Source organism: Pseudomonas sp. N-1-13 (genome assembly GCF_057787095.1).
On record NZ_JBYNRI010000001.1, the window covers coordinates 5,642,215 to 5,667,818 of the forward strand.

A 25,604-nucleotide genomic window follows, 5' to 3' on the forward strand; every position below is an offset into this window, starting at 1 on the left:
TTTTTGTTGCACGCCAGGTCTGCTTAGAACAACACCCGGCTACGAATAGTGCCGTTGATGTGCTGCAGTTTCTCTTGCGCCAGATCGGAGTATTCGGCATCGACGTCGATCACGACGTAGCCGACTTTCTCGTTGGTCTGCAGGAACTGACCGGAAATGTTGATGCCGTTTTCGGCGAAGACCTTGTTGATCTCGCTCATCACACCCGGGATGTTCTCGTGGATGTGCAACAGGCGGTGCTTGCCAGGGTGAGCCGGCAGGGCCACTTCCGGGAAGTTCACGGACGATACCGAAGTACCGTTGTCGCTGTACTTGACCAGCTTTTCCGCCACTTCCAGGCCGATGTTGGCCTGGGCTTCGGCAGTAGAACCGCCGATGTGCGGGGTCAGGATCACGTTGTCCAGGCCGCGCAGCGGGCTTTCGAAGATATCGTCATTGGAGCGCGGCTCCACCGGGAATACGTCGATGGCGGCGCCGATCAGGTGTTTGTCCTTGATCGCTTCGGCCAGGGCGTCGAGCTTGACCACGGTGCCACGAGCGGCGTTGATCAGGATCCCGCCTTTCTTGATGGCACGGATTTCCTTCTCGCCGATCATCCACTGGGTGGCGGCGGTTTCCGGAACGTGCAGCGTCACGATGTCGGACATGCCCAACAGCTCGTGCAGGTCGTTGACCTGGGTGGCATTGCCCAGCGGCAACTTGGTCACGGTGTCGTAGAAAAACACCTGCATGCCAAGGCCTTCAGCCAGCACCGACAACTGCGTGCCGATCGAGCCGTAACCGACGATACCCAGCTTCTTGCCACGGATTTCGAAGGAGTTGGCCGCGCTCTTGATCCAGCCGCCACGGTGGCAGGAAGCGTTCTTCTCGGGAATGCCGCGCAGCAGCAGGATCGCTTCGGCCAGCACCAGTTCAGCAACGGAACGGGTGTTGGAGTATGGCGCGTTGAACACCGCGATACCGCGCTCGCGCGCCGCATTGAGGTCCACCTGATTGGTGCCGATGCAGAAGCAGCCGACCGCCACCAGTTTCTTGGCGTGGTCGAAGATCTCTTCGGTCAATTGGGTACGGGAGCGAATACCGATGAAGTGAGCATCGGCGATCTTTTCCTTGAGCTGGGCTTCCGGCAGAGAACTGGTGATGTACTCGATGCTGGTGTAGCCCGCCGACTTGAGGACGTCGACAGCCGATTGGTGGACGCCTTCGAGAAGAAGGAACTTGATCTTGCTCTTATCGAGAGAAGTCTTGCTCATCTGCGTAAACCTGTGTCCCGGAGAAAAATGGCAGGGAATCGGACAGCGCATGCTGGTCCGACCGGCATGACAGCCGTCGCCGCAGAACAGCCAATGGGCACTACGCTGCGGGGTCGGTATGCTAGCATACGCACCCCGCTAAACACTCATTCCTGCGACGTGAAGCGTTCTCAGGATGACCATGAATTGTTCGAGAGTTCTGTCGATGACCAATCCTGCCGTGATAGATGAGCTGAAGACCCTGGTTGAGCCTGGCAAAGTCTTGACCGATGCCGACTCCCTGAACGCTTATGGCAAGGATTGGACCAAGCACTTCGCCCCGGCGCCGAGCGCCATCGTCTTCCCCAAGACCACCGAACAGGTTCAGGCCATTGTGCGCTGGGCCAATGAGCACAAGGTCGCGCTGGTGCCATCGGGCGGGCGTACCGGGCTTTCCGCTGCGGCCGTGGCGGCCAACGGCGAAGTGGTTGTGTCATTCGACTACATGAACCAGATTCTCGACGTGAACCTCACCGATCGCACAGCCGTCTGCCAGCCAGGTGTGGTCACTGAACAACTGCAGAACAAGGCTGAAGAGCACGGTCTGTACTACCCGGTGGACTTCGCCTCGGCCGGTTCCAGTCAGATTGGCGGCAACATCGGCACCAATGCCGGCGGAATCAAGGTCATTCGTTACGGCATGACCCGCAACTGGGTAGCCGGCATGAAAGTCGTCACCGGTAAAGGTGACCTGCTGGAACTGAACAAGGACCTGATCAAGAACGCCACTGGCTACGATCTGCGGCAGTTGTTCATCGGCGCCGAAGGCACCCTCGGGTTCGTGGTCGAAGCCACCATGCGCCTGGACCGGGCTCCGAAGAACCTCACCGCCATGGTCCTGGGCACCGCCGATTTTGATTCGATCATGCCCGTACTGCATGCCTTCCAGGGCAAGCTGGACCTGACGGCGTTCGAATTCTTCTCCGACAAGGCCCTGGCCAAGGTCCTGGATCGGGGCGACGTACCGGCGCCATTCGAAACCGAGTGCCCCTTCTACGCCCTGCTGGAGTTCGAAGCCACCACCGAAGAAGTCGCCAACCACGCCCTGGAAACGTTCGAACACTGTGTCGAACAGGGCTGGGTGCTCGATGGGGTGATGAGCCAAAGCGAAACCCAACTGCAAAACCTGTGGAAGTTGCGCGAGTACATCTCGGAAACCATCTCCCACTGGACACCGTACAAGAACGACATCTCGGTCACCGTTTCGAAAGTCCCGGGCTTCTTGCGCGACATCGACACTATCGTCGGCCAACATTACCCGGATTTCGAGATCGTCTGGTTTGGCCACATCGGCGACGGCAACTTGCACTTGAACATCCTCAAGCCAGAGAACCTGAGCAAGGACGAATTCTTCGCCAAGTGCGCGACCGTGAACAAATGGGTCTTTGAAACCGTCGAGAAATACAACGGCTCGATCTCCGCCGAACACGGCGTAGGCATGACCAAACGCGATTACCTGACCTACAGTCGCTCGCCGGTAGAAATTGAATACATGAAGGCCGTCAAGGCAGTGTTCGACCCGAACGGCATCATGAACCCGGGCAAGATTTTCGCGGTTTAATGCAAAAAATACCTGATGAATCCCAGAAGCAGGAGTCGGTAATGAGCTATCAGCACCAGTATGTCGACGGTACCCGTATTCATTTCCCGGTGGGAAAAATCGTGTGCATTGGCCGCAACTACGCCGAACACGCCAAGGAACTGGATAACCCGGTACCTACCGAACCCCTGCTGTTCATCAAGCCCGGCAGCTGCGCGGTGCCGCTGGAAGGCGGTTTCAGCATCCCCGCTGACCGTGGTGCGGTGCACTACGAAGCTGAAATTGCCGTGCTGATCGGCAAGCCACTGTCGACCCGGCCCAGTGCCGAGGAAGTGCTGGATGCCATCTCCGGCTTCGCCCCGGCCCTGGATCTGACCCTGCGGGACAAGCAAGCCGAGCTCAAGGCCAAGGGCTTGCCCTGGGAAGTCGCCAAATCCTTCGACGGTGCGGCGGTGCTGGCACCTTTCGTGTCCAGCGGCACCTTTGCCGACCTGACCGACATCCCGGTTCGCCTGACCATCAACGGTGAAGTGCGCCAGGACGGCAACAGCAGCCTGATGCTCAACCCCATCGTGCCGATGATCCAATACATGGCTGGCTGCTTCTCATTGCAGGCCGGCGACGTAATCCTCACTGGCACTCCGGCGGGCGTAGGACCGTTGAACGTCGGGGATGAACTGGTACTGGAATTGCCAGGCGCGAGCCGTTTCGAAAGCAGCGTTCGTTAACCGCAAGGCGCTGTCCCGCGTGGGCGCGAGCCGGCTCGTGTCCACATGGATGGACGGCTCTCGCCATTTACCATTTTTTTCACATGCCATCCGGATAATTCCAGGGAATACGGCGTCTGAGCCATTCATTTTCCTAACCCGAATACCTGGAACACATCCCCTGATGGCCACTCCTCTAGCTCGGCCCTCCTCCAGCCCCGTCCGCCGCGCTCGCTTCTCGCTGCCCTGGTATGCCTGGTCGCTGTTAGCAGCCGGGGCCTTTTACTGGCTGGCGTATGCCATGCACTGGGATGACCGGGGCCTGCTGTGGGCATCGGAACGTCTCGAGAGCCCCGCCCAGCGCCAGGAAAGCATCTGGCTGCCGGACTACCACGCGGTGATTGATGCCAAGGTCCTGCCAGGAATGGAAGAGGATGAAGCGTCCGACCTGACCTATAACCCACAGACCAAAACCCTGTTCGCGATCATGGGTAAGCATCCGTTTCTGGTGGAACTCACCCTGCAGGGTGACGTGCTGCGCAAAATGCCGTTGGTGGGCTGGAGCAATCCTGAAGGCGTGGCCTACATGGAGAATGGCCTGATGGCTATTACCGATGAACGAAAACACACGCTGTCGATCATCCAGGTCGATGCCGATACTCGCGAACTGAACAGCACGGATTTCCCCCACTACGATCTCGGCCCGTCCAAGAACCAGAACAAGGGCTTCGAAGGCGTCGCCTGGGATCCACGCAACCAGCAATTGGCCTTGGGTGAAGAGCGTCCGCCAGCGTTGTTCACCTGGAAAAGCGACGGCAGCCAACTGCTCAAGGGCGACAAACAGATCCATGCCAGCGACGAGCTGGACCTGCGCAACCTGTCGGCGCTGGCGATCGATCCTCGCACGGGGCACTCGCTGCTGCTGTCGGCCGACTCCCATCTGTTGCTGGAGCTGGACGATGCAGGGGAACAGGTCAGCTTCATGACCTTGCTGGGCGGTTTCAACGGCATCAAAGATACGATCCCCCGCGCAGAAGGCGTAGCCCTCGATGAGTCCGGCAACCTGTACATGGTCAGCGAGCCGAACCTGTTCTATCGTTTCGAAAAACAACGCTGATAGCGCAACTCTGTAAGGTAATTCATCCTTCGCCGTAGGGTGTGGCATCCGGCCATTAAGCTTCAGTTCAGGCAGCCGTGGTATTTCCAACCACCTGTTCTCATCCGAGCCCACCCACATGCGTCGACTTGCCCGCCCGAAGCCCTTGATCCTGCTGCTGATAATGATCGTATTGATCGCTTTGATCGCAGCAGCTCAATACCTGCGCCTGTTCGAGCGCGCCTGGTTCAACCTCAACGCCCTCTGGCAGCCCCCCAGCGAACAGGCCATTGCCCTGGACCACTATCGGGTGACGGTCGAGGCGCGGGTGATTGAAGGCCTGGACAATGACGTTTCGGCGCTGACATACGATCCGATCCGCAAGAGCCTCTTTACCGTTACCAACAAGAATGCCGAACTGATCGAGCTGTCATTGGACGGCAAGATTCTTAGGCGCATCGCCCTGATTGGCTTCGGCGACCCGGAGGCGGTGGAGTTCATCAGCGAGGACATTTACGTCATCACCGACGAGCGTCAGCAGCGGCTGATCAAGATTCACTTGGACGACGATACCCAATTCCTCGACGGCGCCGACGCAGAGCAAATGACGCTTGGCCTGCACCTGAACGGTAACAAAGGGTTTGAAGGGTTGGCCTACGACTCAGTGGGCAAACGGTTGTTCGTGGCCAAGGAGCGCGATCCGATGCTGATTTATGAAGTGCGGGGCTTTCCCCATCACAAACCGGACAAATCCTACGCTGTCCATGTAATCAACAACCCCAAGCGCGATGCCGGACTGTTCGTACGCGATCTTTCTAGCCTGCAATACGACGAGCGCAGCGGCCATTTACTGGCGCTGTCCGATGAGTCGCGATTGATTATCGAGCTGGACATCGACGGCCGCCCGTTGAGCACGCTGTCGTTGAGCAAGGGCCGTCAAGGGCTGCAAAAAACCGTCCCTCAGGCCGAGGGCGTTGCCATGGACGATGATGGCAACTTGTATGTGGTGAGCGAACCGAACCTGTTCTACGTCTTCAAGAAACCGCAGCCTTGATCCCCAAAAAACCTGATGTGGGAGCGAGCCTGCTCGCGATGGCGGTGCGTCAGCCAACATGGATGTGTCGGGTAGACCGCTATCGCGAGCAGGCTCGCTCCCACAGGGACTGAATCACTGAAAGAGCAGGTTATCTGGCCGGCTTACTCAGCCCGCAGGGTCTTCACCCCTTCAGGCGTCCCCAGCAACAAAACATCCGCCGGGCGAGCCGCGAACAAGCCATTGGTGACCACACCGACGATGGCGTTGATCTGGCTTTCCAGTTCCACCGGGTTGGTGATCTGCAGGTTATGGACATCCAGGATGATGTTGCCGTTATCGGTCAGCACGCCTTCGCGGTACACCGGGTCACCGCCCAGTTTCACCAGTTGGCGGGCCACATGGCTGCGGGCCATCGGAATGACTTCCACCGGCAGCGGGAACGCGCCGAGGACTGGCACCAGTTTGCTGGCGTCGGCGATGCAGATGAAGGTCTTGGCCACGGCCGCGACAATCTTCTCGCGGGTCAGGGCCGCGCCGCCGCCCTTGATCAGGTTCAGGTGCGCGTCGCTTTCATCGGCGCCGTCGATATAGAACTCCAGGTCGCTCACGGTATTGAGCTCATAGACCGGAATCCCGTGGCCCTTCAGGCGCGCGGCGGTGGCTTCGGAGCTGGCGACCGCGCCGTCGAACGCACCTTTGTGCTGCGCCAGTGCGTCGATGAAGCAATTGGCCGTCGAGCCGGTGCCGACCCCAACGATGCTCTTGTCATCCAGTTTCGGGAGGATGAGGTCGACAGCGGCCTGGGCCACGGCCTGTTTGAGTTGATCCTGGGTCATGCGGGCTCCGAAAGCGGACGGGGAGTAAAGAGGGACGCGAGTATAACCCAACAAAACCTTGGGATTCGTGTGGTCGCCCAGCCAAAAGCCGGGTTAGACTCCTTGGCCCTGCCCAACCCGCTCAGTGATGCTTTCCGATGCTTGAACAGTACGTCAAAAAGATCCTCACCTCGCGCGTTTACGACGTTGCCGTGGAAACCCCATTGCAGACTGCCCGCCAGCTCTCCGAGCGGCTGGGCAACAACATCTGGCTCAAGCGCGAAGACTTGCAGCCGGTGTTCTCGTTCAAGATTCGCGGCGCCTACAACAAGCTGACCCAGCTCAGCGACGAAGAGCGCGCACGCGGCGTGGTCACGGCTTCGGCGGGCAACCACGCCCAGGGCCTGGCCCTGGCGGCCAAGGTGCTGGGCGTCAAAGCCACCATCGTGATGCCCAAGACCACTCCGGAAATCAAAGTCGAAGGCGTACGTTCCCGAGGCGGCAAAGTGGTGTTGCACGGTGATTCGTTCCCCGAAGCCCTGGCCTATTCGCTGAAACTGGTCGACGAAAAGGGCTACGTCTACATTCACCCCTATGACGATCCCCACACCATTGCCGGGCAGGGCACGGTGGCGATGGAGATCCTGCGCCAACATCCGGGGCGTCTGGATGCGATTTTCGTCCCGGTGGGCGGCGGCGGGCTGATCGCCGGGATCGCGGCCTACGTGAAATACCTGCGGCCTGACATCAAGGTGATCGGCGTCGAGCCGGACGATTCCAATTGCCTGCAAGCCGCCCTGGCTGCTGGCGAGCGAGTGGTGCTGCCGACCGTGGGGCTCTTTGCCGACGGCGTTGCCGTGGCGCAGATCGGCCAGCACACGTTCGACATCTGCAAGCACTACGTGGATGAAGTCATCACCGTCAGTACCGACGAGATCTGTGCCGCCATCAAGGATATCTACGACGATACCCGCTCGATCACCGAACCTGCCGGCGCCTTGGGCGTGGCCGGGATCAAGAAGTATGTGGAATCGCGCGGCGTCAGCGGGCAGACCCTGGTGGCCATCGACTCCGGCGCCAACGTCAATTTCGACCGTCTGCGTCACGTGGCCGAGCGTGCCGAGCTGGGCGAAGGCCGCGAGGCGATCATCGCAGTGACCATTCCCGAGAAGCCAGGCAGCTTCAAGGCCTTCTGCGAAGCCGTCGGCAAGCGCCAGATCACCGAATTCAACTATCGCTACAATACGGGCAGCGAAGCGCACATCTTCGTGGGCGTGCAGACGCACCCGGAAAACGACCCGCGCAGCGCGCTGATCGCCAGCCTGACCGAGCAAGGCTTCCCGGTGGTGGACCTGACCGACAACGAACTGGCCAAACTGCACATTCGCCACATGGTGGGCGGGCATGCGGCCCACGTCATCGACGAGGTCGTGCTGCGCTTCGAATTCCCGGAACGTCCGGGGGCGTTGTTCAACTTCCTCAACAAGCTGGGCGGACGCTGGAATATCTCGATGTTCCACTACCGCAACCATGGTGCGGCGGATGGTCGTGTGGTTGCGGGCCTGCAAGTACCGCACGATGAACGTCATCTGGTACCGGCAGCCCTGGAAGAAATCGGCTATCCGTACTGGGATGAAAGCGATAACCCGGCGTATCAGCTGTTCCTGGGCTAAAGCAGAGCTAGACTGCCCGGCAAGACTCAAGGAAATCCAACGATGGAAACGTTAACCGCGCTGAAGATCGCTCATGTCGTCGCCACAGTATTGCTCTTGGCGGGTGCCCTGGGGCTGGCCATCTGGGTCTGGAGGACGCGCCGCAACGGCGATGCCACGGCGGCCGCGCGCACATTGCAACGCCCGCGGGTGTTTGTCTGGCTGGTGATGGTCCTGGCGCTGGTGAGCCTGCCGTTCACGGGGTGGTGGATGGTGCATCAGATCGGCTGGCCACTGGGGCAGACTTGGTTGCTGGCTTCCAGTGTGCTCTACACCGTGGCGGCGCTGGCGGGGTTCTGGCTGTTGGTACGGTTGAACAAACTGCGCAAGGCGCCGGGAGGGAGCGGGAAATTTACCTTTGCCTTGGCGCTGTTCAGTTTTGTCTGCTTTGTCGCCATTGCGGGGTTGATGGGGGCCAAGCCGGTTTAAGGCGTTAGACCGCGTCGACCCTATCGCGAGCAGGCTCGCTCCCACAGGGGTTTGTGAACGATGCACATCCAGTGTGGGAGCGAGCCTGCTCGCGATGAAGATATCAGCCGCGCAACGAAATCACCGGCCAACCCCGCTTCTGGGCTTCGGCCCTGAGGTTCGGGTCCGGATCCACGGCCACCGGATGGGTCACCACTTCCAGCAGCGACAGGTCATTCATCGAGTCGCTATAAAAGTAACTGCCGTCCAGCGAATGGCCGGTCTCCTCCAGCCAACGATTGAGCCGCACCACCTTGCCCTCACGAAAACACGGAATATCGGTACTGCGCCCGCTGTAGCGCCCGTCGATCATTTCGCACTCGGTGGCGATCAGGGTCTCGACTCCCAAGCGCTCGGCGATCGGTGCGGTGACGAAGCGATTGGTAGCGGTGATGATCACCAGCTTGTCACCGGCCTCACGGTGTTTACTCAACAGCTCGATCGCCTGGGGCAACACAATCGGTTCGATGCAGTCGCGCATGTAGTCCAGATGCCACTGTGCCAGCACCTCCATCTCCGTGCGGCCAAGGATTTCCAGGCAAAAATTCAGGTACTCGGCGTTGTCGAGCTTGCCGGCCAGGTAATCCTGATAGAACTCGTCATTGCGCGCCTTGTACGTAACGGCGTCGAGGAAACCGCGCTCACACAGGTAATCGCCCCAGGCGTGGTCACTGTCGCCGCCCAGCAAGGTGTTGTCCAAGTCGAATAAAGCCAGCCGCATTGCAGTTACTCGCTGAAGAATCTGAAGAAAGGCGTCCAGAATACGGACTTTTCACAAGAGTGCACATAAGGTAGGAAGGCTCGTTGCTGCTTTCACAACCTTTGTGGAACAATGCGGCGACATGCGTTTGCGAGGTTGTTGCCGTGATCGATCCCGATGGTTTCCGACCCAATGTGGGGATCATTCTTACGAATGATGCAGGGCAGGTGCTATGGGCTCGCCGTATCAATCAAGACGCCTGGCAGTTTCCCCAGGGTGGGATCAACCCTCAGGAGACGCCCGAAGAGGCCTTGTACCGCGAGTTGAACGAAGAAGTGGGGCTTGAGCGAGAAGATGTCGAAATACTCGCCTGCACCCGGGGCTGGTTGCGCTATCGTTTGCCGCAACGCCTGGTCAGAACGCATAGCCAACCGCTGTGCATCGGCCAGAAGCAGAAATGGTTTCTCCTGCGCCTGATCTCCAACGAGCAGCGGGTGCGGATGGATTTGACCGGTAAACCGGAGTTCGATGGCTGGCGCTGGGTCAGCTATTGGTATCCGTTGGGCCAGGTGGTGACATTCAAGCGCGAGGTATACCGACGCGCCCTCAAAGAGCTTGCCCCGCGCCTGCTGACGCGCGACTGACGACGGAGTTCGACCCCGAGCCATGCTCAATACGCTGCGCAAGATCGTCCAGGAAGTTAACTCCGCCAAGGATCTCAAGGCGGCGTTGGGGATTATTGTATTGCGCGTCAAAGAGGCCATGGGCAGCCAAGTCTGCTCGGTCTATCTGCTGGACCCCGAGACCAACCGTTTTGTGCTGATGGCCACCGAGGGCTTGAACAAGCGCTCGATCGGCAAGGTCAGCATGGCGCCCAATGAAGGTCTGGTCGGCTTGGTCGGCACGCGCGAAGAACCGCTGAACCTCGAAAATGCCGCGGATCACCCGCGCTATCGTTATTTTGCCGAGACCGGCGAAGAACGCTACGCCTCGTTCCTCGGGGCGCCGATCATCCACCACCGCCGTGTCGTCGGCGTGTTGGTCATCCAGCAGAAGGAGCGTCGCCAGTTCGACGAAGGTGAAGAAGCCTTCCTCGTGACCATGAGCGCGCAATTGGCCGGGGTTATCGCCCACGCCGAAGCCACCGGGTCGATCAGCGGCCTGGGCCGCCAGGGCAAGGGCATCCAGGAAGCCAAGTTCGTCGGCGTGCCAGGTTCACCCGGCGCGGCAGTGGGTACGGCGGTGGTCATGTTGCCACCCGCCGACCTCGACGTAGTGCCGGACAAGACCATCGTCGACATCCCCGCCGAATTGGGCCTGTTCAAGACGGCCATCGAGGGCGTACGGGCCGACATGCGCGCCCTGTCGGCGAAACTGGCGACGCAACTGCGCCCCGAAGAGCGCGCGCTGTTCGACGTTTACCTGATGATGCTCGACGACGCCTCCCTGGGCAGCGAGGTGACCACGGTCATCAAGACCGGTCAGTGGGCCCAGGGTGCGTTGCGCCAGGTGGTGACCGACCACGTCAACCGTTTCGAACTGATGGACGACGCCTACCTGCGCGAGCGTGCCTCCGACGTCAAGGACCTCGGCCGCCGGCTGCTGGCCTACTTGCAACAGGAACGCCAGCAGACCCTGGTCTATCCCGATAACACCATCCTGATCAGCGAAGAACTGACCCCGGCCATGCTCGGCGAGGTGCCTGAAGGCAAGCTCGCGGGGCTGGTCTCGGTATTGGGTTCGGGCAACTCCCACGTCGCGATCCTGGCCCGCGCCATGGGCATTCCGACGGTCATGGGCGTGGTGGACCTGCCGTATTCAAAGGTCGACGGCATCCAGATGATCGTCGATGGCTACCACGGCGAGGTCTACACCAACCCCACCGAATTGCTGCGCAAGCAGTTTGCCGATGTGGTGGAGGAAGAAAAGCAACTGTCCCTGGGCCTGGATGCGCTGCGGGACCTGCCTTGCGTGACGCTCGACGGCCACCGCATGCCGCTGTGGGTCAACACCGGGCTGCTGGCCGATGTTGCCCGGGCGCAGAAGCGCGGCGCCGAGGGTGTGGGCCTGTACCGCACCGAAGTGCCCTTCATGATCAACCAGCGCTTCCCCAGCGAAAAGGAACAGCTGGCGATCTATCGCGAACAGTTGGCCGCTTTCCATCCGCAACCGGTGACCATGCGCAGCCTGGACATCGGCGGGGACAAATCCCTGTCCTACTTCCCCATCAAGGAAGACAACCCCTTCCTTGGCTGGCGCGGGATACGCGTGACGCTCGACCATCCGGAAATCTTCCTGGTCCAGGCCCGCGCCATGCTCAAGGCCAGCGAGGGTCTGAACAACCTGCGCATCCTGTTGCCGATGATTTCCGGCACCCATGAGCTGGAAGAAGCCTTGCACCTGATCCACCGGGCGTGGGGCGAAGTGCGCGATGAAGGCACCGACGTGCCGATGCCGCCGGTGGGGGTGATGATCGAAATCCCGGCGGCGGTGTACCAGACCAAGGAACTGGCGCGCCAGGTTGACTTCCTGTCGGTTGGCTCCAACGACCTGACCCAGTATTTGCTGGCCGTGGACCGCAACAACCCGCGGGTTGCCGACCTGTACGACTATCTGCACCCAGCGGTGCTGCAAGCCCTGCAGAATGTGGTCCGCGACGCCCATGCCGAAGGCAAGCCAGTGAGCATCTGCGGTGAAATGGCCGGGGACCCGGCGGCGGCGGTGCTGCTGATGGCGATGGGCTTTGACAGCCTGTCGATGAACGCCACCAACCTGCCGAAAGTGAAATGGATGCTGCGTCAGATCAACCTCAGCAAGGCCCAGGAACTGCTGGCCGAAGTGATGACGATCGATAATCCGCAGGTGATCCACAGCTCCTTGCAACTGGCGCTGAAGAACCTTGGGTTGGCGCGGATGATCAATCCGGCTTCGAACAAGACGCTCTGAATCTTTAGCGACCTCATCGCGAGCAGGCTCGCTCCCACAGGGGATCTCGGTTGTTCACAACGTTTGTGTTCACTGAAGATCTACTGTGGGAGCGAGCCTGCTCGCGATGGGGCCAGAAATGACAGCACAAAATCAAACCTTAAACTCCACCTCCCCCAAATGCCCCCCAAGCGGCCCATAACTGCGCTCGACCAGATGCCGCGTCCCATCGGCATGGACAATCAGCGCCGTACTCGCTCGCGTCCCGTAAGCAGGGCTGGCGATGAACACACTCGACAACAGTGTCTCGGTCGCCAGCCCTACGCCGGTGTCCGGCAGTTCGGCTACCGGGGCCGGCTGCGGGTCGTTCAGCAGCGCCAACAAGGCCTGGGGCTGCGGGTCGTCCAGTACCTCGACCAGCGCCGCCCGGGCCTTGAGCAGCTTGGGCCATGGCGTGTTCAGCCCGGCGTTCGACAAACCGTAGACACCCTCGGCCAGTCGCTGTGGCCGGGCATCGCGGGCATTGTGGTGCCACAGTTCGGTGCCATCGCCCAACAGCAAGTTGAACCCGCCGTACTCACCGGCACGGGGCACCACTTCGCTCAAATAATCGGCAATTGAAAGATTTCCGCTCAAAAATCGCGCCACCAGTTCACCACGGGACTTGAAGCCGGGCGGCTGGGCCGGGTCGCGAATGTTGGTCAGGGCAGCGAAGCGGCCATCGGCGCCGACGCCAAGCCAGGTCCCCCCGGCTTCCAGATCGCGACCGGCATGGACATCAGGGGCGTCAGGCCATTGCCCCAGGGGCAAGGTCGGGCGCGCGTAGAACTCATCGCGGTTGGCCGCCACGATCAGTGGCCGGGCGTGGCCGGGGCGCCAGGCAAATACGATCAGGCACATCAGATAGTCCCATTAAAAATAAAGCCGAGCACAGCTGTTGTGGGTTTCACTCTACCCAGACATCGCCCCGGCATCCATCGCCTTGAGTGGAGCCCAAGGCCATGGATCCGTTACCATGCCGCTCTTGTTTCTAGGATGGGCGAGGGACGCTGGTGGAATTTGTGCTCTATCTGCTGCTCGGCGCCTGTGCCGGCGTGCTGGCCGGACTGTTCGGCGTGGGTGGCGGGATCATCATCGTCCCGGTGCTGGTATTCAGTTTTACCTTGCAGGGCTTCGACCCACTGGTGTTGACGCACCTGGCGGTCGGCACGTCCCTGGCATCGATCATCTTCACTTCGGTCAATGCCGTGCGCGAGCATCAGCGCAAAGGCGCGGTGCGCTGGCCGATTTTTGCCTGGATGACCGTTGGAATCCTGATCGGTGCCGGTTTCGGAGCCGTCACTGCCGAAGCGATTTCCGGTCCGAACCTGCAAAAAATCATCGGCGTGTTCGCCCTGATTGTCGCCGTACAACTGGGCCTGGACTTGAGGCCCAAGGCCAGCCGCACAGTTCCGGGCAAGGTCGGGTTGACGGTGGCGGGGACGGTGATCGGCTGGGCCTCGGCGATTTTCGGCATCGGCGGCGGCTCGCTGACCGTGCCGTTCCTGACCTGGCGCAGCGTGCCGATGCAACAGGCGGTGGCGACGTCATCGGCCTGCGGTTTGCCGATTGCCCTGGTCAGTGCATTAAGTTTCATGATTCTGGGCTGGCAAGAGCCGCGACTGCCGGCTCATAGTCTCGGTTTTGTTTATTTGCCGGCGCTACTGGGCATTGCCCTGACGAGCATGGTCTTCGCCCGCTTCGGCGCGCGACTGGCCCATCGCCTGTCACCGCGCTTGCTCAAACGGCTGTTCGCCGCTTTGCTGTTCAGCGTGGGCTTGAGTTTTCTGCTCTGACGCAATCCTGGCTTAATCCCGAGGTGGCAGCGTCGCCCGGATATTTTTGACGTTTACGAGGAATATCAATGCTGCCTTACCCGCAGATCGATCCGGTGGCCCTGGCCATCGGCCCGCTGAAAATCCACTGGTACGGCCTGATGTACCTGATCGGCATCGGCGGTGCCTGGTTGCTGGCGTCGCGCCGGCTCAACCGCTTCGATCCGACCTGGAACAAGGAAAAGCTCTCGGACCTGGTGTTCTGGCTATCCATGGGCGTGATCGTTGGCGGACGCCTGGGTTACGTCTTGTTCTACGACCTGAGCGCGTACCTGGCCAATCCGACGCTGATCTTCGAAGTCTGGAAGGGCGGCATGTCGTTCCACGGCGGGTTCATCGGCGTGATGCTGGCAGCGCTGTGGTTCGGTAAACGCAACAACAAATCGTTTTTCGAGCTGATGGACTTCGTCGCGCCAATGGTGCCGATTGGCCTGGGGGCCGGGCGCATCGGAAACTTCATCAACGCCGAATTGTGGGGCAAGGCCACCGACGTGCCATGGGCGATGGTCTTCCCGCCGTTCAGCGACCCGGCGCAGCTGCCCCGTCATCCTTCGCAGCTGTACCAGTTCGCGCTCGAAGGCGTGGCACTGTTTGCCATCCTGTGGCTGTTCTCGCGCAAGCCACGGCCGACCATGGCCGTGTCGGGCATGTTCGCGCTGTTCTACGGGATCTTCCGTTTCATCGTTGAATTCGTCCGCGTACCAGACGCCCAACTCGGCTATCTGGCGTGGAACTGGCTGACCATGGGCCAGTTGCTGTGCCTGCCAATGATCATTGGTGGCCTGGCGCTGATCTGGCTGGCCTATCATCGTGCGCCGGCTGCGGCGGCCAAGATTTAAATTCGAACCCCGGGGCGCTGGCCCCGGGTTCAAGGACACAGGTAACCCATGAAGCAATATCTCGATCTGGTGGCCCACGTCATCAAGAACGGCACCAAGCAAGCCAACCGCACGGGTGTAAACACCATCAGCTTTCCCGGCGCCATGTTGCGCTATGACCTGAAGGACGGATTCCCGGCCATCACCACGCGCAAAATGGCCTTCAAGTCAGCCATCGGTGAGATGTGCGGTTTCCTCCGTGGGGTCAACAACGCCGCCGAATTCCGTGCCCTGGGCTGCAAGGTCTGGGATCAGAACGCCAACGAAAACGCCCAATGGCTGGCCAACCCGTTTCGCCAGGGCGAAGACGACCTGGGTGAGATCTATGGTGTGCAATGGCGCAAGTGGCCGGCCTACAAACAAATCCCTTTGAGCAACCCGGCCGCCATCGAACAGACCCTGGCCCAGGGTTACCGGCAGATCGCCGAAGGCGAAGAAAACGGTCAGGCCTACGTGGTGCTGTACAAAGCCATCGATCAGGTGCGCCAGTGCGTCGACACCATCATCAAGGACCCGGGCAGCCGGCGGATCCTGTTCCACGGCTGGAACTGCGCCCAGCTCGATGAAATGGCCCTGCCGCCGTGCCATTTGCTCTACCAGTTCCACCCGAATGTCGAGACCAAGGAAATCTCCCTGACCCTCTACATCCGTTCCAACGACCTGGGCCTGGGCACACCGTTCAACCTCACCGAAGGCGCCGCGCTGCTGAGCCTGATCGGTCGCCTGACCGGCTACACGCCACGCTGGTTCACCTATTTCATCGGCGACGCCCACGTCTACGAAAACCACCTGGACATGCTCAACGAGCAGCTCAAGCGCGAGCCGTTCCCGATGCCCAAACTGGTGATTTCCGAGCGCGTGCCGGAGTTCGCCAAGACCGGTGTGTACCAGCCTGAGTGGCTGGAGCTAGTAGAGCCGAGCGACTTCTCCCTCGAGGGCTACCAGCACCACGCGCCGATGACGGCGCCGATGGCGGTCTAAGCCACGCCACCTCTCCCCCTGTGGGAGCGAGCCTGCTCGCGATGAGGCCATTACATTCAACATAGATGTTGACTGTTAAGCCGCTATCGCGAGCAAGCTCGCTCCCACACAGAGCTCAGTGTGTTGGAGATTGACGGCAAGGACTCAATGCCCATGACTCCTGCCCACATGTGAATGCTCCACCTCCGGCGCCACCGCGCCACTCACTTCCAGGCGCTGCAAAATCCCGCATTGATCCAGGTCCGGCCCTTCGCCACAACGATGGCGCAGGTCGATCAGTTGTGCCTGCAAGGCCAGCAGACCGTCGATGCGCGCCTTGACGTGGTGGATGTGTTCGTCGATCAGCGCGTTGACGTTTTCGCACTGGTCCTGAGGGCTGTCGCGCAGGGCCAGGAGGCTGCGGATTTCTTCCAGGGTCATGTCCAGGGTGCGGCAGTTGCGGATGAACGTCAGCCGCTCGGCATGAGCCTGGGTGTAGACCCGATAATTACCATCGCTGCGGGCCGGCTCCGGCAGCAAGCCTTCGCGCTCGTAGTAGCGAATGGTTTCGACCTGGCAGTCGGTGATTTTTGCCAGTTCGCCGATCTTCATGGCGTTACCTCCAAAACAGGTGCTTGACCCTATAGTGGCTACAGGGTCTTTACTGTGCAACAGGCACTTTTCACGGACGTAACCCGATGAGCGATTCCATTCATACCCACAAGCCCGACCACGGCCATGACCACGGGCATTCCTGCTGCTCAGCCAAAGCGGCACCGTCGGTGGTCAAGCTCGGCAAGGCCCCGACGGACGGCGCTCGGCTGAGCAGTTTTCGCATCCAGGCCATGGACTGCCCCACCGAACAGACGCTGATCCAGAACAAGCTCGGCAAACTTGAAGGCGTGCAACAACTGGAATTCAACCTGATCAATCGCGTGCTGGGCGTGACTCACGACTTGCCCAACGACTCGCCGATCATTGATGCGATCCAGTCCCTGGGCATGCAGGCCGAGCCGTTGGCCCCGGGCCAGGAAAAAGAAACCAGCGAATTGCCCGCCCCGGCCAAGCCCTGGTGGCCGCTGGTGCTGTCGGGTGTCACCGCACTGGGTGCCGAGGTGATCCACTTCACCAGCGCCGCGCCGGAGTGGGTGGTCGCGCTAATGGCGTTGGTGTCGATCCTCAGCGGCGGTCTCGGTACCTACAAGAAGGGCTGGATCGCTCTGAAAAACCGCAACCTGAACATCAACGCACTGATGAGCATCGCGGTGACCGGTGCGGTGCTGATCGGCCAATGGCCGGAAGCGGCGATGGTGATGTTCCTGTTCACGGTGGCTGAATTGATCGAGGCCAAGTCCCTGGACCGGGCGCGCAACGCCATCAGCGGCTTGATGCAGATGGCCCCGGAACAGGCCACCGTGCAACAGGCCGATGGCACCTGGCAGGTGCAAGCGGTCAAGGCCATCAACCTCGGTGCACGGGTGCGGGTTCGTCCAGGCGAACGGGTGGGTCTGGACGGGGACGTCGTCGCCGGTCGCTCTACCATCGACCAGGCGCCCATTACCGGCGAGAGCCTGCCGGTGGAAAAAACCGTGGGCGACAAGGTTTTCGCCGGCACCATCAACCAGACCGGCGAACTGGAGTACACCGTGACCGCCGCAGCCGACCACTCCACCCTGGCGCGAATCATCCACGCCGTGGAGCAGGCCCAGGGCTCCCGCGCTCCGACCCAGCGCTTCGTCGATCAGTTCTCGAAAATCTACACCCCGGCGGTGTTCGCCCTGGCGTTGGCCGTGGCGGTGATCCCGCCGCTGTTCATGGGGGCGATCTGGTTCGACTGGATCTACCGGGCGCTGGTGTTACTGGTGGTGGCCTGTCCGTGTGCGCTGGTGATTTCCACCCCGGTGACCATTGTCAGCGGCCTCGCCGCAGCGGCGCGCAAAGGCATTCTGATCAAGGGCGGCGTGTATCTGGAGGGTGGCCACAAGCTCGACTATCTGGCCCTGGACAAGACCGGCACGATCACCCATGGCAAGCCGGTGCAGACCGACTACGTTCCACTCGACCCGACAGTGGAAGCGACGGCACCCGCTTTGGCCGCCAGTCTTGCCGCCCGTTCCGACCATCCGGTCTCCCACGCAATCGCCAACGCAGTTGTGGATAAACAGCAGGCGCCGCACGCTGTGGATAACTTTGCAGCGCTGCCGGGACGCGGGGTACGCGGCGATATCAACGGCCAGACCTATCATTTGGGCAATCACCGTCTGGTGGAAGACCTGGGCCTGTGCTCTGCCGAGCTGGAAGAGAAGCTCTTCGCCCTGGAAAAACAAGGCAAGTCCGTGGTGCTGTTGCTCGACCACTCAGGCCCCTTGGCGCTGTTTGCCGTCGCCGACACGGTGAAGGACTCCAGCCGCGAAGCCATCCAGCAACTGCATGAGCTGGGTATCAAGACCCTGATGCTCACCGGCGACAACGCCCATACCGCCGAAGCGATTGCCGCACAGGTGGGCATGGATCAGGCCCGAGGCGATCTGTTGCCAGGCGACAAACTGCAAGCCATCGAGGATCTGTATGCCTTGGGTCACCGGGTCGGCATGGTGGGCGACGGCATCAACGACGCCCCTGCCCTGGCGCGCTCGGAGATCGGCTTCGCCATGGCGGCGGCGGGCACCGACACCGCCATTGAGACCGCCGATGTCGCCCTGATGGACGATGACTTGCGCAAGATCCCGGCGTTCATCCGCCTGTCGCGGCAGACTTCGAGCATCCTGAAACAGAACATCGCTTTGGCGCTGGTCATCAAGGCGATCTTTCTGGGATTCACCTTTGCCGGGTTTGCCACCATGTGGATGGCGGTGTTTGCCGACATGGGGGTGAGTTTGCTGGTGGTGTTCAATGGGTTGCGGTTGTTGCGTAAATAGAGGTGATGAGGCACCCGCATCGCGAGCAGGCTGAACTGGCCTAATGATTTTGGACACTTCAATCGGGCGCTATGATGGCGCCCAAATCTGAGGTGTTTGGATATGCGCAAATCTTATTCCAGTGAGTTCAAGCTCAAGGCTGCCAGCATGGTGCTGGACGAGGGCCAGTCCGTTCCCGAAGTCTGTGCCAGCCTGGATATTGGCCCTACCGCCTTGCGCCGTTGGGTCGACCAGGTTCGCAAAGAGCGCTTGGGTTCGACCCCCGAGGGGGCTAAGGCGATTACCGCCGATCAGCGAGAGATTCAGCAGCTCAAAGCGTTGCTCAGGCAAAAAGACCTGGACATTGAAATCCTAAAAAAGGCCAGTGCTCTCCTGCTTTTGGACTCCAAAGATCATTCTCGTTGATCAACGAGCTGGACGAGCAGTACGGCGTTAACAATTGCTGTCGGGCGTTTGGGGTCAACCGCAGCAGCTTTTACGCCTGGCGTCAGCGCCAAGGCAAGGTGAAGCCTGAGCGGGAGAAACTCAAAGCCGTGCTGGTCGAGCATCACAAGGAATCCAGAGCATCCGCCGGGTCTCGCACCCTTTCCAAGGAACTGCAAGCAAAGGGGCATCGTGTCGGGCGACATCTGGCTCGCAGTTTGATGCGCGAAGCCGGTGTTGCCAGTCATCAGCGGCGGCGGCACAAGTACAAATCTTCCGGCGTGGAAGCGCTGGTAGCGCCGCATGTGCTCAAGCGCAAGTTTGATGTCACGGCGATCAACCAGGTGTGGTGTGGAGATGTGACGTACATCAAGGTGGGTAAGCGCTGGATGTATTTCGCGGCAGTGTTGGATTTGTTTGCTCGCCGGATCGTGGGGTGGTCGTTTTCAATGATTTCCGATGCCACGCTGACCTGCGAAGCGTTGCGAATGGCGGTTCAATTGCGAGGCTGTCCAAAAGAGGTGCTGTTTCATTCTGACCAAGGTTGCCAATACACCAGCCACAAATTCAGGAATGAGATGCGCAAGCATGGACTCCTGCACAGCATGAGTCGTAAAGGTGAGTGCTGGGACAACGCCCCGATGGAGCGTTTCTTTGGGAGCCTGAAATCAGAGTGGGTGCCAGACGATGGCTACAGCTCGGAGCATGAAGCCCGCGTGGATGTGCAACGTTATGTGATGCGATACAACAACGTCAGGCTCCATAGCTACAACGACTACCGGTCGCCGGTAGCCATGGAGAAACTGGCGGCGTGAAACCTTAACTGGTGTCCAGAATTACTTGACCAGTTCAGGCTCGCTCCTACAGTAGATCTCAGCGGCCACACGTGGTGTACAACCGAGATCCAATGTGGGAGCGAGCCTGCTCGCGATGGGGCTGCACCGCAGCCCCAATGATTCAACGCCTGTTCAGTCGCGCTTGGGCTCGCGAATCTTGTACCAGGCCACATACAACGCCGGCAGGAACAACAACGTCAGCAGGGTGGCGATGATGATCCCGCCGATCATCGCGTAGGCCATCGGCCCCCAGAACACTTCCCGGGCAATCGGGATCATCCCCAGGCTCGCGGCGGCCGCGGTGAGCAGAATCGGCCGACGCCGATGTTCGGTGGCTTGCACCACCGCATCCCAGGGCTCGTACCCGTCACGTTCATACTCATCGATCTGGGTCACCAGGATCACCGAGTTGCGGATGATGATGCCGATCAGTGCCAGTATCCCGAGGATCGCCACAAAACCCATGGGCGTGCCCGTCGGCACCAGCGCCAGCACCACGCCGATCAACCCAAGGGGCGCGACGCTGGCCACCAGGAACATCTTCTGCACACTGTGCAGCTGGATCATCAGGAAGGTCGCCATCAAAAACAGCATCAGCGGCACGACGCTGGCGATCGGCCCTTGGGCTTTGCTGCTTTCTTCCACCGTCCCCCCGGTGGCGACCTTGTAGCCCGCCGGCAGGCCGGCAGCGAATTGATCGATGGCCGGTTGCAGTTGCTTCACCAGATCGGTGGGCTGGATTTCATCGCGCACCGCGGCCTTGATGGTAATGGTGGGCTTGCGGTCGCGACGCCACACCAGGGGTTGTTCCAGTTCATAGCGCACTGTGGCGAACGCCAGCAGCGGAATGGAGGTGCCGCTCGGCGTGACGATCTGCAAGTTCTGCAGGGTCTCCGGCGAACCGCGCTCGGCGTCTTCGGCACGACCGACCACGTTGATCAGGTATATGTCGTCATTGACCTGGGTCACCGGCGAACCGCTGACGATACTGTTCATCAGCCTGGCCACGTCCTCCGAAGACAAGCCCAGTTGCCGCGCCCGGTCTTGGGCAATGTCGATACGCAGCACCTTGCCCGGCTCGTTCCAGTCATAAATGATTTCGCCGATGTGGGTGTTCTTGTCCAGTTCGCTGGCAAGTTCGATGGCGTGCTTGCGCACCTGGTCGATGTCCTTGCCGCTGACCCGGTACTGGATCGGCCGCCCCACCGGCGGGCCCATTTCCAGGGCCTGCACGTAGCTGCCAATGCCGACGAAGTCCTCGCGCAGACGCTTTTGCAGGCGTTCGGTGAGGGCCGTGCGCGACTCCAGGCCTTTGCTGACGATCACCAGTTGCGCGTAGTACGGATTCTGCAACTGCTGGTCCAGCGGCAGGTAGAAACGAATCGCGCCCTCACCGATGTAGGTGCTCCAGCGCTCGATGTCCGGGTCGCCCTTGAGCGTCGCCTCCAGGCGATCGACCGCCTTGCGGGTCTCGTCCATCGAAGCGTTCTGCGGCAGGTTCAAGTCCACCAGAATTTCCGGGCGGTCCGAAGACGGGAAGAACTGGTTCTGCACAAAACGCATGCAAAACACCGACAACGCAAACAGCAGCACGGTGATGCCAATGGCCCACCAGCGATTGCGCATCGCCCACAGCAAGCCGCCATTGAAAGCCCGGCCGATCCGTCCTGGCTCGTTGCTGTGGGGTTTCACATTGGTACTGAGGATGTGCACGCCGATCACCGGGGCGAACAGCACCGCGACGATCCACGACACCAGCATCGCCACGGCAATGACTGCAAACAGGGTAAAGGTGTACTCGCCGGCGGAGCTGGCGTTCAGGCCGATGGGCACGAACCCGGCCACGGTCACCAGGGTCCCGGTGAGCATCGGGAACGCCGTTGAGGTGTAGGCGAAGGTCGCGGCCTGCTCCTTGGTTTCACCTTTCTCCAGGCGCGTGACCATCATTTCCACGGTGATCATCGCGTCGTCCACCAGCAGACCGAGGGCGATGATCAGCGCACCGAGGGAAATCCGCTGCATGGTGATGCCGCTGTATTCCATGAACACAAAGACCATCGCCAATACCAGCGGAATCGAGCAGGCCACCACCAGCCCGGCCCGTAAGCCAAGGCTGATAAAGCTGACCACCAGCACGATAATCACCGCCTCGAACAACGCGCTGGTGAAACCGCCGACCGCTTCCTCCACCACTTCGGCCTGGTCCGACACGGTATGCACGTCGACGCCCACTGGCAGATCGGCGGTCAGTTCGTTCATGCGCGCGTGCAGTGCCTTGCCGAATTCCTGGATGTTGCCGCCCTTCTTCATCGCAATGGCCAGGCCAATGGCCGGCGTGCCATTGAAGCGAAACATTGGGGTCGCGGGGTCGACATAACCGCGACTGATGTCAGCGATGTCGGCCAGGCGATAAAAACGATCATTGAGCCGCAGATTGACGTTGGCCAGGTCCTTTTCCGACTGGAACTGCCCGGAAGTGCGTACGGAAATCCGCTCCGGCCCGGCGTCGATCACCCCGGCGGGAGTCACAGCGTTCTGGGATTGCAGGCTCTGCACCACCTGGCGCTGATCAATACCCAGCGCGGCGAGCTTGCGGGTCGAAAAATTCAGGTACAGGACTTCATCCTGCTCGCCCACCATCTCGACCTTGCCCAGGCCCGGTACCTCACGGATTTCGGCGCGCACTTGCTCCACATAATCGCGCAACTGACGCATCGAAAGCCCGTCGCCGGTGAAGGCATAGACCGACCCGTACACATCGCCGAATTCGTCGTTGAATCCCGGGCCCTGCAGGCCCTGGGGGAAGTCACCACGGATGTCGTCGATCTTCTTGCGAACCTGATACCAGATCCCGGGGATTTCCTCGGCGTCGGTGGTATCGCGCAGGTACACGAACACCGTCGACTCCCCTGGTCGGGTATAGCTTTTGACATAGTCGAGAGAGTCGAGCTCTTCGAGTTTTTTCTCGATGCGGTCGGTGACCTGCTTGAGGGTTTCCTCCTGGGTCGCGCCAGGCCAACGAGTCTGGATGACCATGGTCTTGATGGTGAACGAGGGGTCTTCTTCGCGCCCCAGGTTCATGTAGGAAAACACCCCCATCAACAGGGCGACGAACATTAAGTACCAAACAAACGACTGATGCCGCAGGGCCCATTCGGATAAGTTGAAAGGCCCTTTCATCGTGCGTCCTCGTCGAGTTTCACTTTCTGCCCCGGCTGGAGGCTGTTCACACCGGCGCTGACCACACGGTCGCCGGGCTTGATGCCATTGGCCACCAGCACCGAGTCGGTGGAGCGGCTGAGAATCCTCACCTCTCGGGGGGAAACGGTCTGACTCTGCGGATCGACAAGCCAGATCCGCGTTGTGCCATCAACCTCTTGCAAGGCACTGAGCGGCAGCTCGATGCGCGGCTCGATGGTGGAGCTCAGGGTCACGCTGATGGCCGTGCCCAGGCGAAAGCCTGGCGGTGTATCGCCCAGGGTCAGCCGTGCGCGGCGCGTGCGGGTGGCGCTTTGGGCCTGGGGTTCGATCTCGCGCACGGTGGCGGTCGTGCGGATGCTCGGGTCCAGTTCCCCGGCAACCTCGAACACGACATCGGCGGGCAGGCGCTCAGCCAGGCCGGCCGGCAGGTCGATCACCGCTTCCTTGATGTCCGGGCGCGCCAGGGTCACCACTTGCTGGCCGGCAGTGACCACCTGCCCGGCCTCGGCATTCCAGGCCGTGACGACGGCATCGTGGTCGGTGTGCAACTGGCTGTAGTTGAGTTGGTCGCGAGCCTGCTCCACCGATGCACGGGCCTGTTCCAGGGAAGCCGCGGTGGTTTTCAGATCGGTCTGGGCAATGTCCAGTTGCGCCTGCGCGCCGACACCACGGTCGAACAACTGCTGCTGGCGACGGGCATTAGCCTGGGCATTGATGTACTGCGCCTCGATCCGTGCCAGGTCGCCCTGGGCGGCGCGCAACTGGTTCTGTTGATCGGTGGGGTCGAGGGTAGCGAGCAAATCACCCTTCTTCACTTCGGCGCCGACATCGACGTTGCGGCTGGCGATCCGTCCCGGCACGCGGAAGCCCACATTGGTCTCGTAACGGGCCTGGATGCTGCCGGCGAAGCGCCCAAGGGCTTGCTGGTCGAGCGCGCGAACCTCGATGGACAACACCGGGCGCACCGGCTCAGGTGGCGGCTCTTCCTTCGAGCATGCCACCAGCAACAGACCGGCCGAGACCATCCATAAACGCTTCATGGCTGGACTCCCGTCGGGGATTTCTCATGGGTATTTTCAGCGATCTCTACGCGCACGCCGGGATGCAGCAATTGCCCACCCGCGGTGACCACTGTCTCACCCCCCTTGAGCCCGTCGCTGATGATGACCTTTCCGGTGAGATACCGGCCGACGGTGACATTGTGCAACTGCGCCTTGCCTGCATCGTCCACCAGCCACACCGCCGGATCGTGAAGGTTCTTGGTCAGCGCCGACCAGGGCAGTTCCACGGCGGTCTTGCCGGCAGACTTGGCGGTGGCACTGACCACCGAACCCAGGCGCATGCCTTCGGGTAACTCACTGAGCGTCACCTTGACCTGCACGGTGCCGGTTTCAGCGGAAACCGCCGGGGTGATCTCGCGCACCGTACCGGTGGTCTTGATGGCCGGGTTGTCCAGCAGGCTGATGACGATGGCGGGATCCGAGGGCGGTTCGCGCAACAGTGACTCGTAGATATTGAACACGGCGTCGCGCTCTCCGTCCTGGGCCAGGCTGAAGATCGGTTCCGTGGCCTGCACCACCTGGCCGACCTCCGCCTGCCGTGCCGTGATGATGCCCGGAGCCTCGGCGATCAGCGCGGTATAGCTCAGTTGTTCGCGGGCGTTGGCCAACTGGGCCTGGGCAGCGGTCAGCGCACTCTGGCTGCTGCGCAGTTGCGCCTGGGCCGTGTCATATTCGCTCTGGCTGGTATAACCCTTGGGCAAGAGTTTTTGCTGGCGCACGAACGCCGCCGCACTCTGCTTGACCCGCGCCTGTTCGGCAGCCACCTGAGCCTGGGCGGAGTCGACACGAGTCTGCAGATCCTGGGGGTCGAGCCGGGCGAGCACCTGTCGAGCCGAAACCCGGTCACCGACATCCACCTTGCGCTCGACGATCTTGCCGGCCACGCGGAACGACAAATCGGTCTGCACCCGAGCCTGGACGTCACCGGTGAGGGTCACCGAGGCGGCATATTCGGTGGGCACGGCCTGTTGCACGAAAACCCTCGGCAGGGCCTTTTCCTCGGGTTTTTCATCACCGCATCCGGCCAACACCACACACAAGCCAAGGCCAACCAGAACTTTACTTCGAGGACCAGCCATGCAGACTCCTTTGCGTTGTACGGACGTACCAGTGACGATACGACTGTGAGCTTAGAACAGGGTTCAACACCTGCCACAGGATC

At 60.9% G+C, this 25,604-nt stretch carries 22 protein-coding genes; 14 read left to right on the forward strand and 8 right to left on the reverse strand.

The window, feature by feature from the left end; translation table 11 throughout:
• Positions 1-23: 23 nt before the first annotated feature.
• Positions 24-1,253, reverse strand: coding sequence for a phosphoglycerate dehydrogenase (serA, locus tag AC3I65_RS25320; protein WP_047226823.1), 1,230 nt, complete (start codon positions 1,251-1,253; stop codon positions 24-26).
• Positions 1,254-1,458: 205 nt separating this feature from the next.
• Here serA and AC3I65_RS25325 point away from each other — a divergent pair, with 205 nt between their 5' ends.
• The 4 genes from AC3I65_RS25325 to AC3I65_RS25340 all read left to right on the forward strand — a co-directional run bounded on the left by AC3I65_RS25325 (position 1,459) and on the right by AC3I65_RS25340 (position 5,689).
• Positions 1,459-2,853, forward strand: a complete 1,395-nt coding sequence (locus tag AC3I65_RS25325; RefSeq protein WP_107323098.1) for an FAD-binding oxidoreductase — start codon at positions 1,459-1,461, stop codon at positions 2,851-2,853.
• 41 nt (positions 2,854-2,894) lie between these two features.
• Entirely contained in the window at positions 2,895-3,560 is a 666-nt protein-coding gene (locus AC3I65_RS25330; RefSeq protein WP_047226821.1) for a fumarylacetoacetate hydrolase family protein, read from the forward strand.
• Between the two features lie 163 nt (positions 3,561-3,723).
• Positions 3,724-4,656, forward strand: a complete 933-nt coding sequence (locus AC3I65_RS25335; RefSeq protein WP_076383265.1) for an SdiA-regulated domain-containing protein — start codon at positions 3,724-3,726, stop codon at positions 4,654-4,656.
• A 118-nt stretch (positions 4,657-4,774) separates the two neighbouring features.
• Positions 4,775-5,689 (forward strand): SdiA-regulated domain-containing protein, encoded by a 915-nt coding sequence (locus AC3I65_RS25340; protein WP_488524261.1) that lies wholly within the window; start codon positions 4,775-4,777, stop codon positions 5,687-5,689.
• 143 nt (positions 5,690-5,832) lie between these two features.
• On the opposite strand, the gene rpiA is transcribed toward AC3I65_RS25340, so the two are convergent.
• Positions 5,833-6,507, reverse strand: a complete 675-nt coding sequence (gene rpiA / locus AC3I65_RS25345) for a ribose-5-phosphate isomerase RpiA (RefSeq protein WP_047226818.1) — start codon at positions 6,505-6,507, stop codon at positions 5,833-5,835.
• Positions 6,508-6,644: 137 nt separating this feature from the next.
• Between rpiA and ilvA the strand changes: the two genes are divergently transcribed.
• Positions 6,645-8,159 carry a threonine ammonia-lyase, biosynthetic gene (ilvA, locus tag AC3I65_RS25350; protein ID WP_047226817.1) on the forward strand — a complete coding sequence of 505 codons (1,515 nt, stop codon included), beginning with the start codon at positions 6,645-6,647 and terminating at the stop codon, positions 8,157-8,159.
• Between the two features lie 42 nt (positions 8,160-8,201).
• Complete coding sequence (locus AC3I65_RS25355) at positions 8,202-8,627, forward strand: DUF2269 domain-containing protein (protein ID WP_160894062.1); 426 nt, start codon at positions 8,202-8,204, stop codon at positions 8,625-8,627.
• A gap of 103 nt (positions 8,628-8,730) precedes the next feature.
• On the opposite strand, the gene AC3I65_RS25360 is transcribed toward AC3I65_RS25355, so the two are convergent.
• The gene (locus tag AC3I65_RS25360) at positions 8,731-9,387 is read right to left on the reverse strand and encodes a histidinol-phosphatase (protein ID WP_160894064.1); all 657 of its coding nucleotides are present in this window, start codon (positions 9,385-9,387) and stop codon (positions 8,731-8,733) included.
• A gap of 143 nt (positions 9,388-9,530) precedes the next feature.
• Between AC3I65_RS25360 and AC3I65_RS25365 the strand changes: the two genes are divergently transcribed.
• Both AC3I65_RS25365 and ptsP read left to right on the forward strand, forming a co-directional pair.
• Positions 9,531-10,010: an RNA pyrophosphohydrolase gene (locus tag AC3I65_RS25365; RefSeq protein WP_003186867.1), complete on the forward strand. Its 480-nt coding sequence runs from the start codon at positions 9,531-9,533 to the stop codon at positions 10,008-10,010.
• Between the two features lie 22 nt (positions 10,011-10,032).
• Positions 10,033-12,312 (forward strand): phosphoenolpyruvate--protein phosphotransferase, encoded by a 2,280-nt coding sequence (gene ptsP, locus AC3I65_RS25370; RefSeq protein ID WP_047226814.1) that lies wholly within the window; start codon positions 10,033-10,035, stop codon positions 12,310-12,312.
• 132 nt (positions 12,313-12,444) lie between these two features.
• Here ptsP and AC3I65_RS25375 read toward each other — a convergent pair whose 3' ends face one another.
• Positions 12,445-13,191: an NRDE family protein gene (locus AC3I65_RS25375; RefSeq protein WP_188251751.1), complete on the reverse strand. Its 747-nt coding sequence runs from the start codon at positions 13,189-13,191 to the stop codon at positions 12,445-12,447.
• Between the two features lie 152 nt (positions 13,192-13,343).
• Here AC3I65_RS25375 and AC3I65_RS25380 point away from each other — a divergent pair, with 152 nt between their 5' ends.
• The 3 genes from AC3I65_RS25380 (at position 13,344) to AC3I65_RS25390 (ending at position 16,024) form a co-directional block, all read left to right on the forward strand.
• Positions 13,344-14,126, forward strand: coding sequence for a sulfite exporter TauE/SafE family protein (locus tag AC3I65_RS25380; RefSeq protein WP_047226812.1), 783 nt, complete (start codon positions 13,344-13,346; stop codon positions 14,124-14,126).
• 68 nt (positions 14,127-14,194) lie between these two features.
• Positions 14,195-15,004 (forward strand): prolipoprotein diacylglyceryl transferase, encoded by an 810-nt coding sequence (lgt, locus tag AC3I65_RS25385; protein WP_076383259.1) that lies wholly within the window; start codon positions 14,195-14,197, stop codon positions 15,002-15,004.
• A 48-nt stretch (positions 15,005-15,052) separates the two neighbouring features.
• The gene (locus AC3I65_RS25390) at positions 15,053-16,024 is read left to right on the forward strand and encodes a thymidylate synthase (protein WP_047226810.1); all 972 of its coding nucleotides are present in this window, start codon (positions 15,053-15,055) and stop codon (positions 16,022-16,024) included.
• A 144-nt stretch (positions 16,025-16,168) separates the two neighbouring features.
• Here the strand turns inward: AC3I65_RS25390 and cadR are convergent, their stop codons facing one another.
• A complete protein-coding gene (gene cadR, locus AC3I65_RS25395) occupies positions 16,169-16,615 on the reverse strand; it encodes a Cd(II)/Pb(II)-responsive transcriptional regulator (RefSeq protein WP_305466936.1) in 447 nt (148 codons plus the stop codon).
• Between the two features lie 86 nt (positions 16,616-16,701).
• Between cadR and AC3I65_RS25400 the strand changes: the two genes are divergently transcribed.
• From AC3I65_RS25400 to AC3I65_RS25410, 3 genes are all read left to right on the forward strand, one after another.
• Positions 16,702-18,921 (forward strand): heavy metal translocating P-type ATPase, encoded by a 2,220-nt coding sequence (locus tag AC3I65_RS25400; RefSeq protein ID WP_488524262.1) that lies wholly within the window; start codon positions 16,702-16,704, stop codon positions 18,919-18,921.
• Positions 18,922-19,023: 102 nt separating this feature from the next.
• The gene (locus AC3I65_RS25405) at positions 19,024-19,326 is read left to right on the forward strand and encodes an IS3 family transposase (protein WP_047230570.1); all 303 of its coding nucleotides are present in this window, start codon (positions 19,024-19,026) and stop codon (positions 19,324-19,326) included.
• The gene (locus tag AC3I65_RS25410; RefSeq protein ID WP_047230569.1) at positions 19,323-20,159 is read left to right on the forward strand and encodes an IS3 family transposase; all 837 of its coding nucleotides are present in this window, start codon (positions 19,323-19,325) and stop codon (positions 20,157-20,159) included. The genes AC3I65_RS25405 and AC3I65_RS25410 overlap by 4 nt, the downstream gene beginning before the upstream one ends.
• Positions 20,160-20,312: 153 nt before the next feature.
• On the opposite strand, the gene AC3I65_RS25415 is transcribed toward AC3I65_RS25410, so the two are convergent.
• Genes AC3I65_RS25415 through AC3I65_RS25425 form a run of 3 tightly spaced genes read right to left on the reverse strand, consistent with a single transcriptional unit; the run spans position 20,313 to position 25,521 of the window.
• Positions 20,313-23,360, reverse strand: coding sequence for an efflux RND transporter permease subunit (locus tag AC3I65_RS25415; protein WP_488524263.1), 3,048 nt, complete (start codon positions 23,358-23,360; stop codon positions 20,313-20,315).
• Positions 23,357-24,421 (reverse strand): efflux RND transporter periplasmic adaptor subunit, encoded by a 1,065-nt coding sequence (locus AC3I65_RS25420; protein ID WP_488524264.1) that lies wholly within the window; start codon positions 24,419-24,421, stop codon positions 23,357-23,359. The genes AC3I65_RS25415 and AC3I65_RS25420 overlap by 4 nt, the downstream gene beginning before the upstream one ends.
• Positions 24,418-25,521 (reverse strand): efflux RND transporter periplasmic adaptor subunit, encoded by a 1,104-nt coding sequence (locus AC3I65_RS25425; RefSeq protein ID WP_107323105.1) that lies wholly within the window; start codon positions 25,519-25,521, stop codon positions 24,418-24,420. The genes AC3I65_RS25420 and AC3I65_RS25425 overlap by 4 nt, the downstream gene beginning before the upstream one ends.
• Positions 25,522-25,604 lie beyond the last annotated feature (83 nt).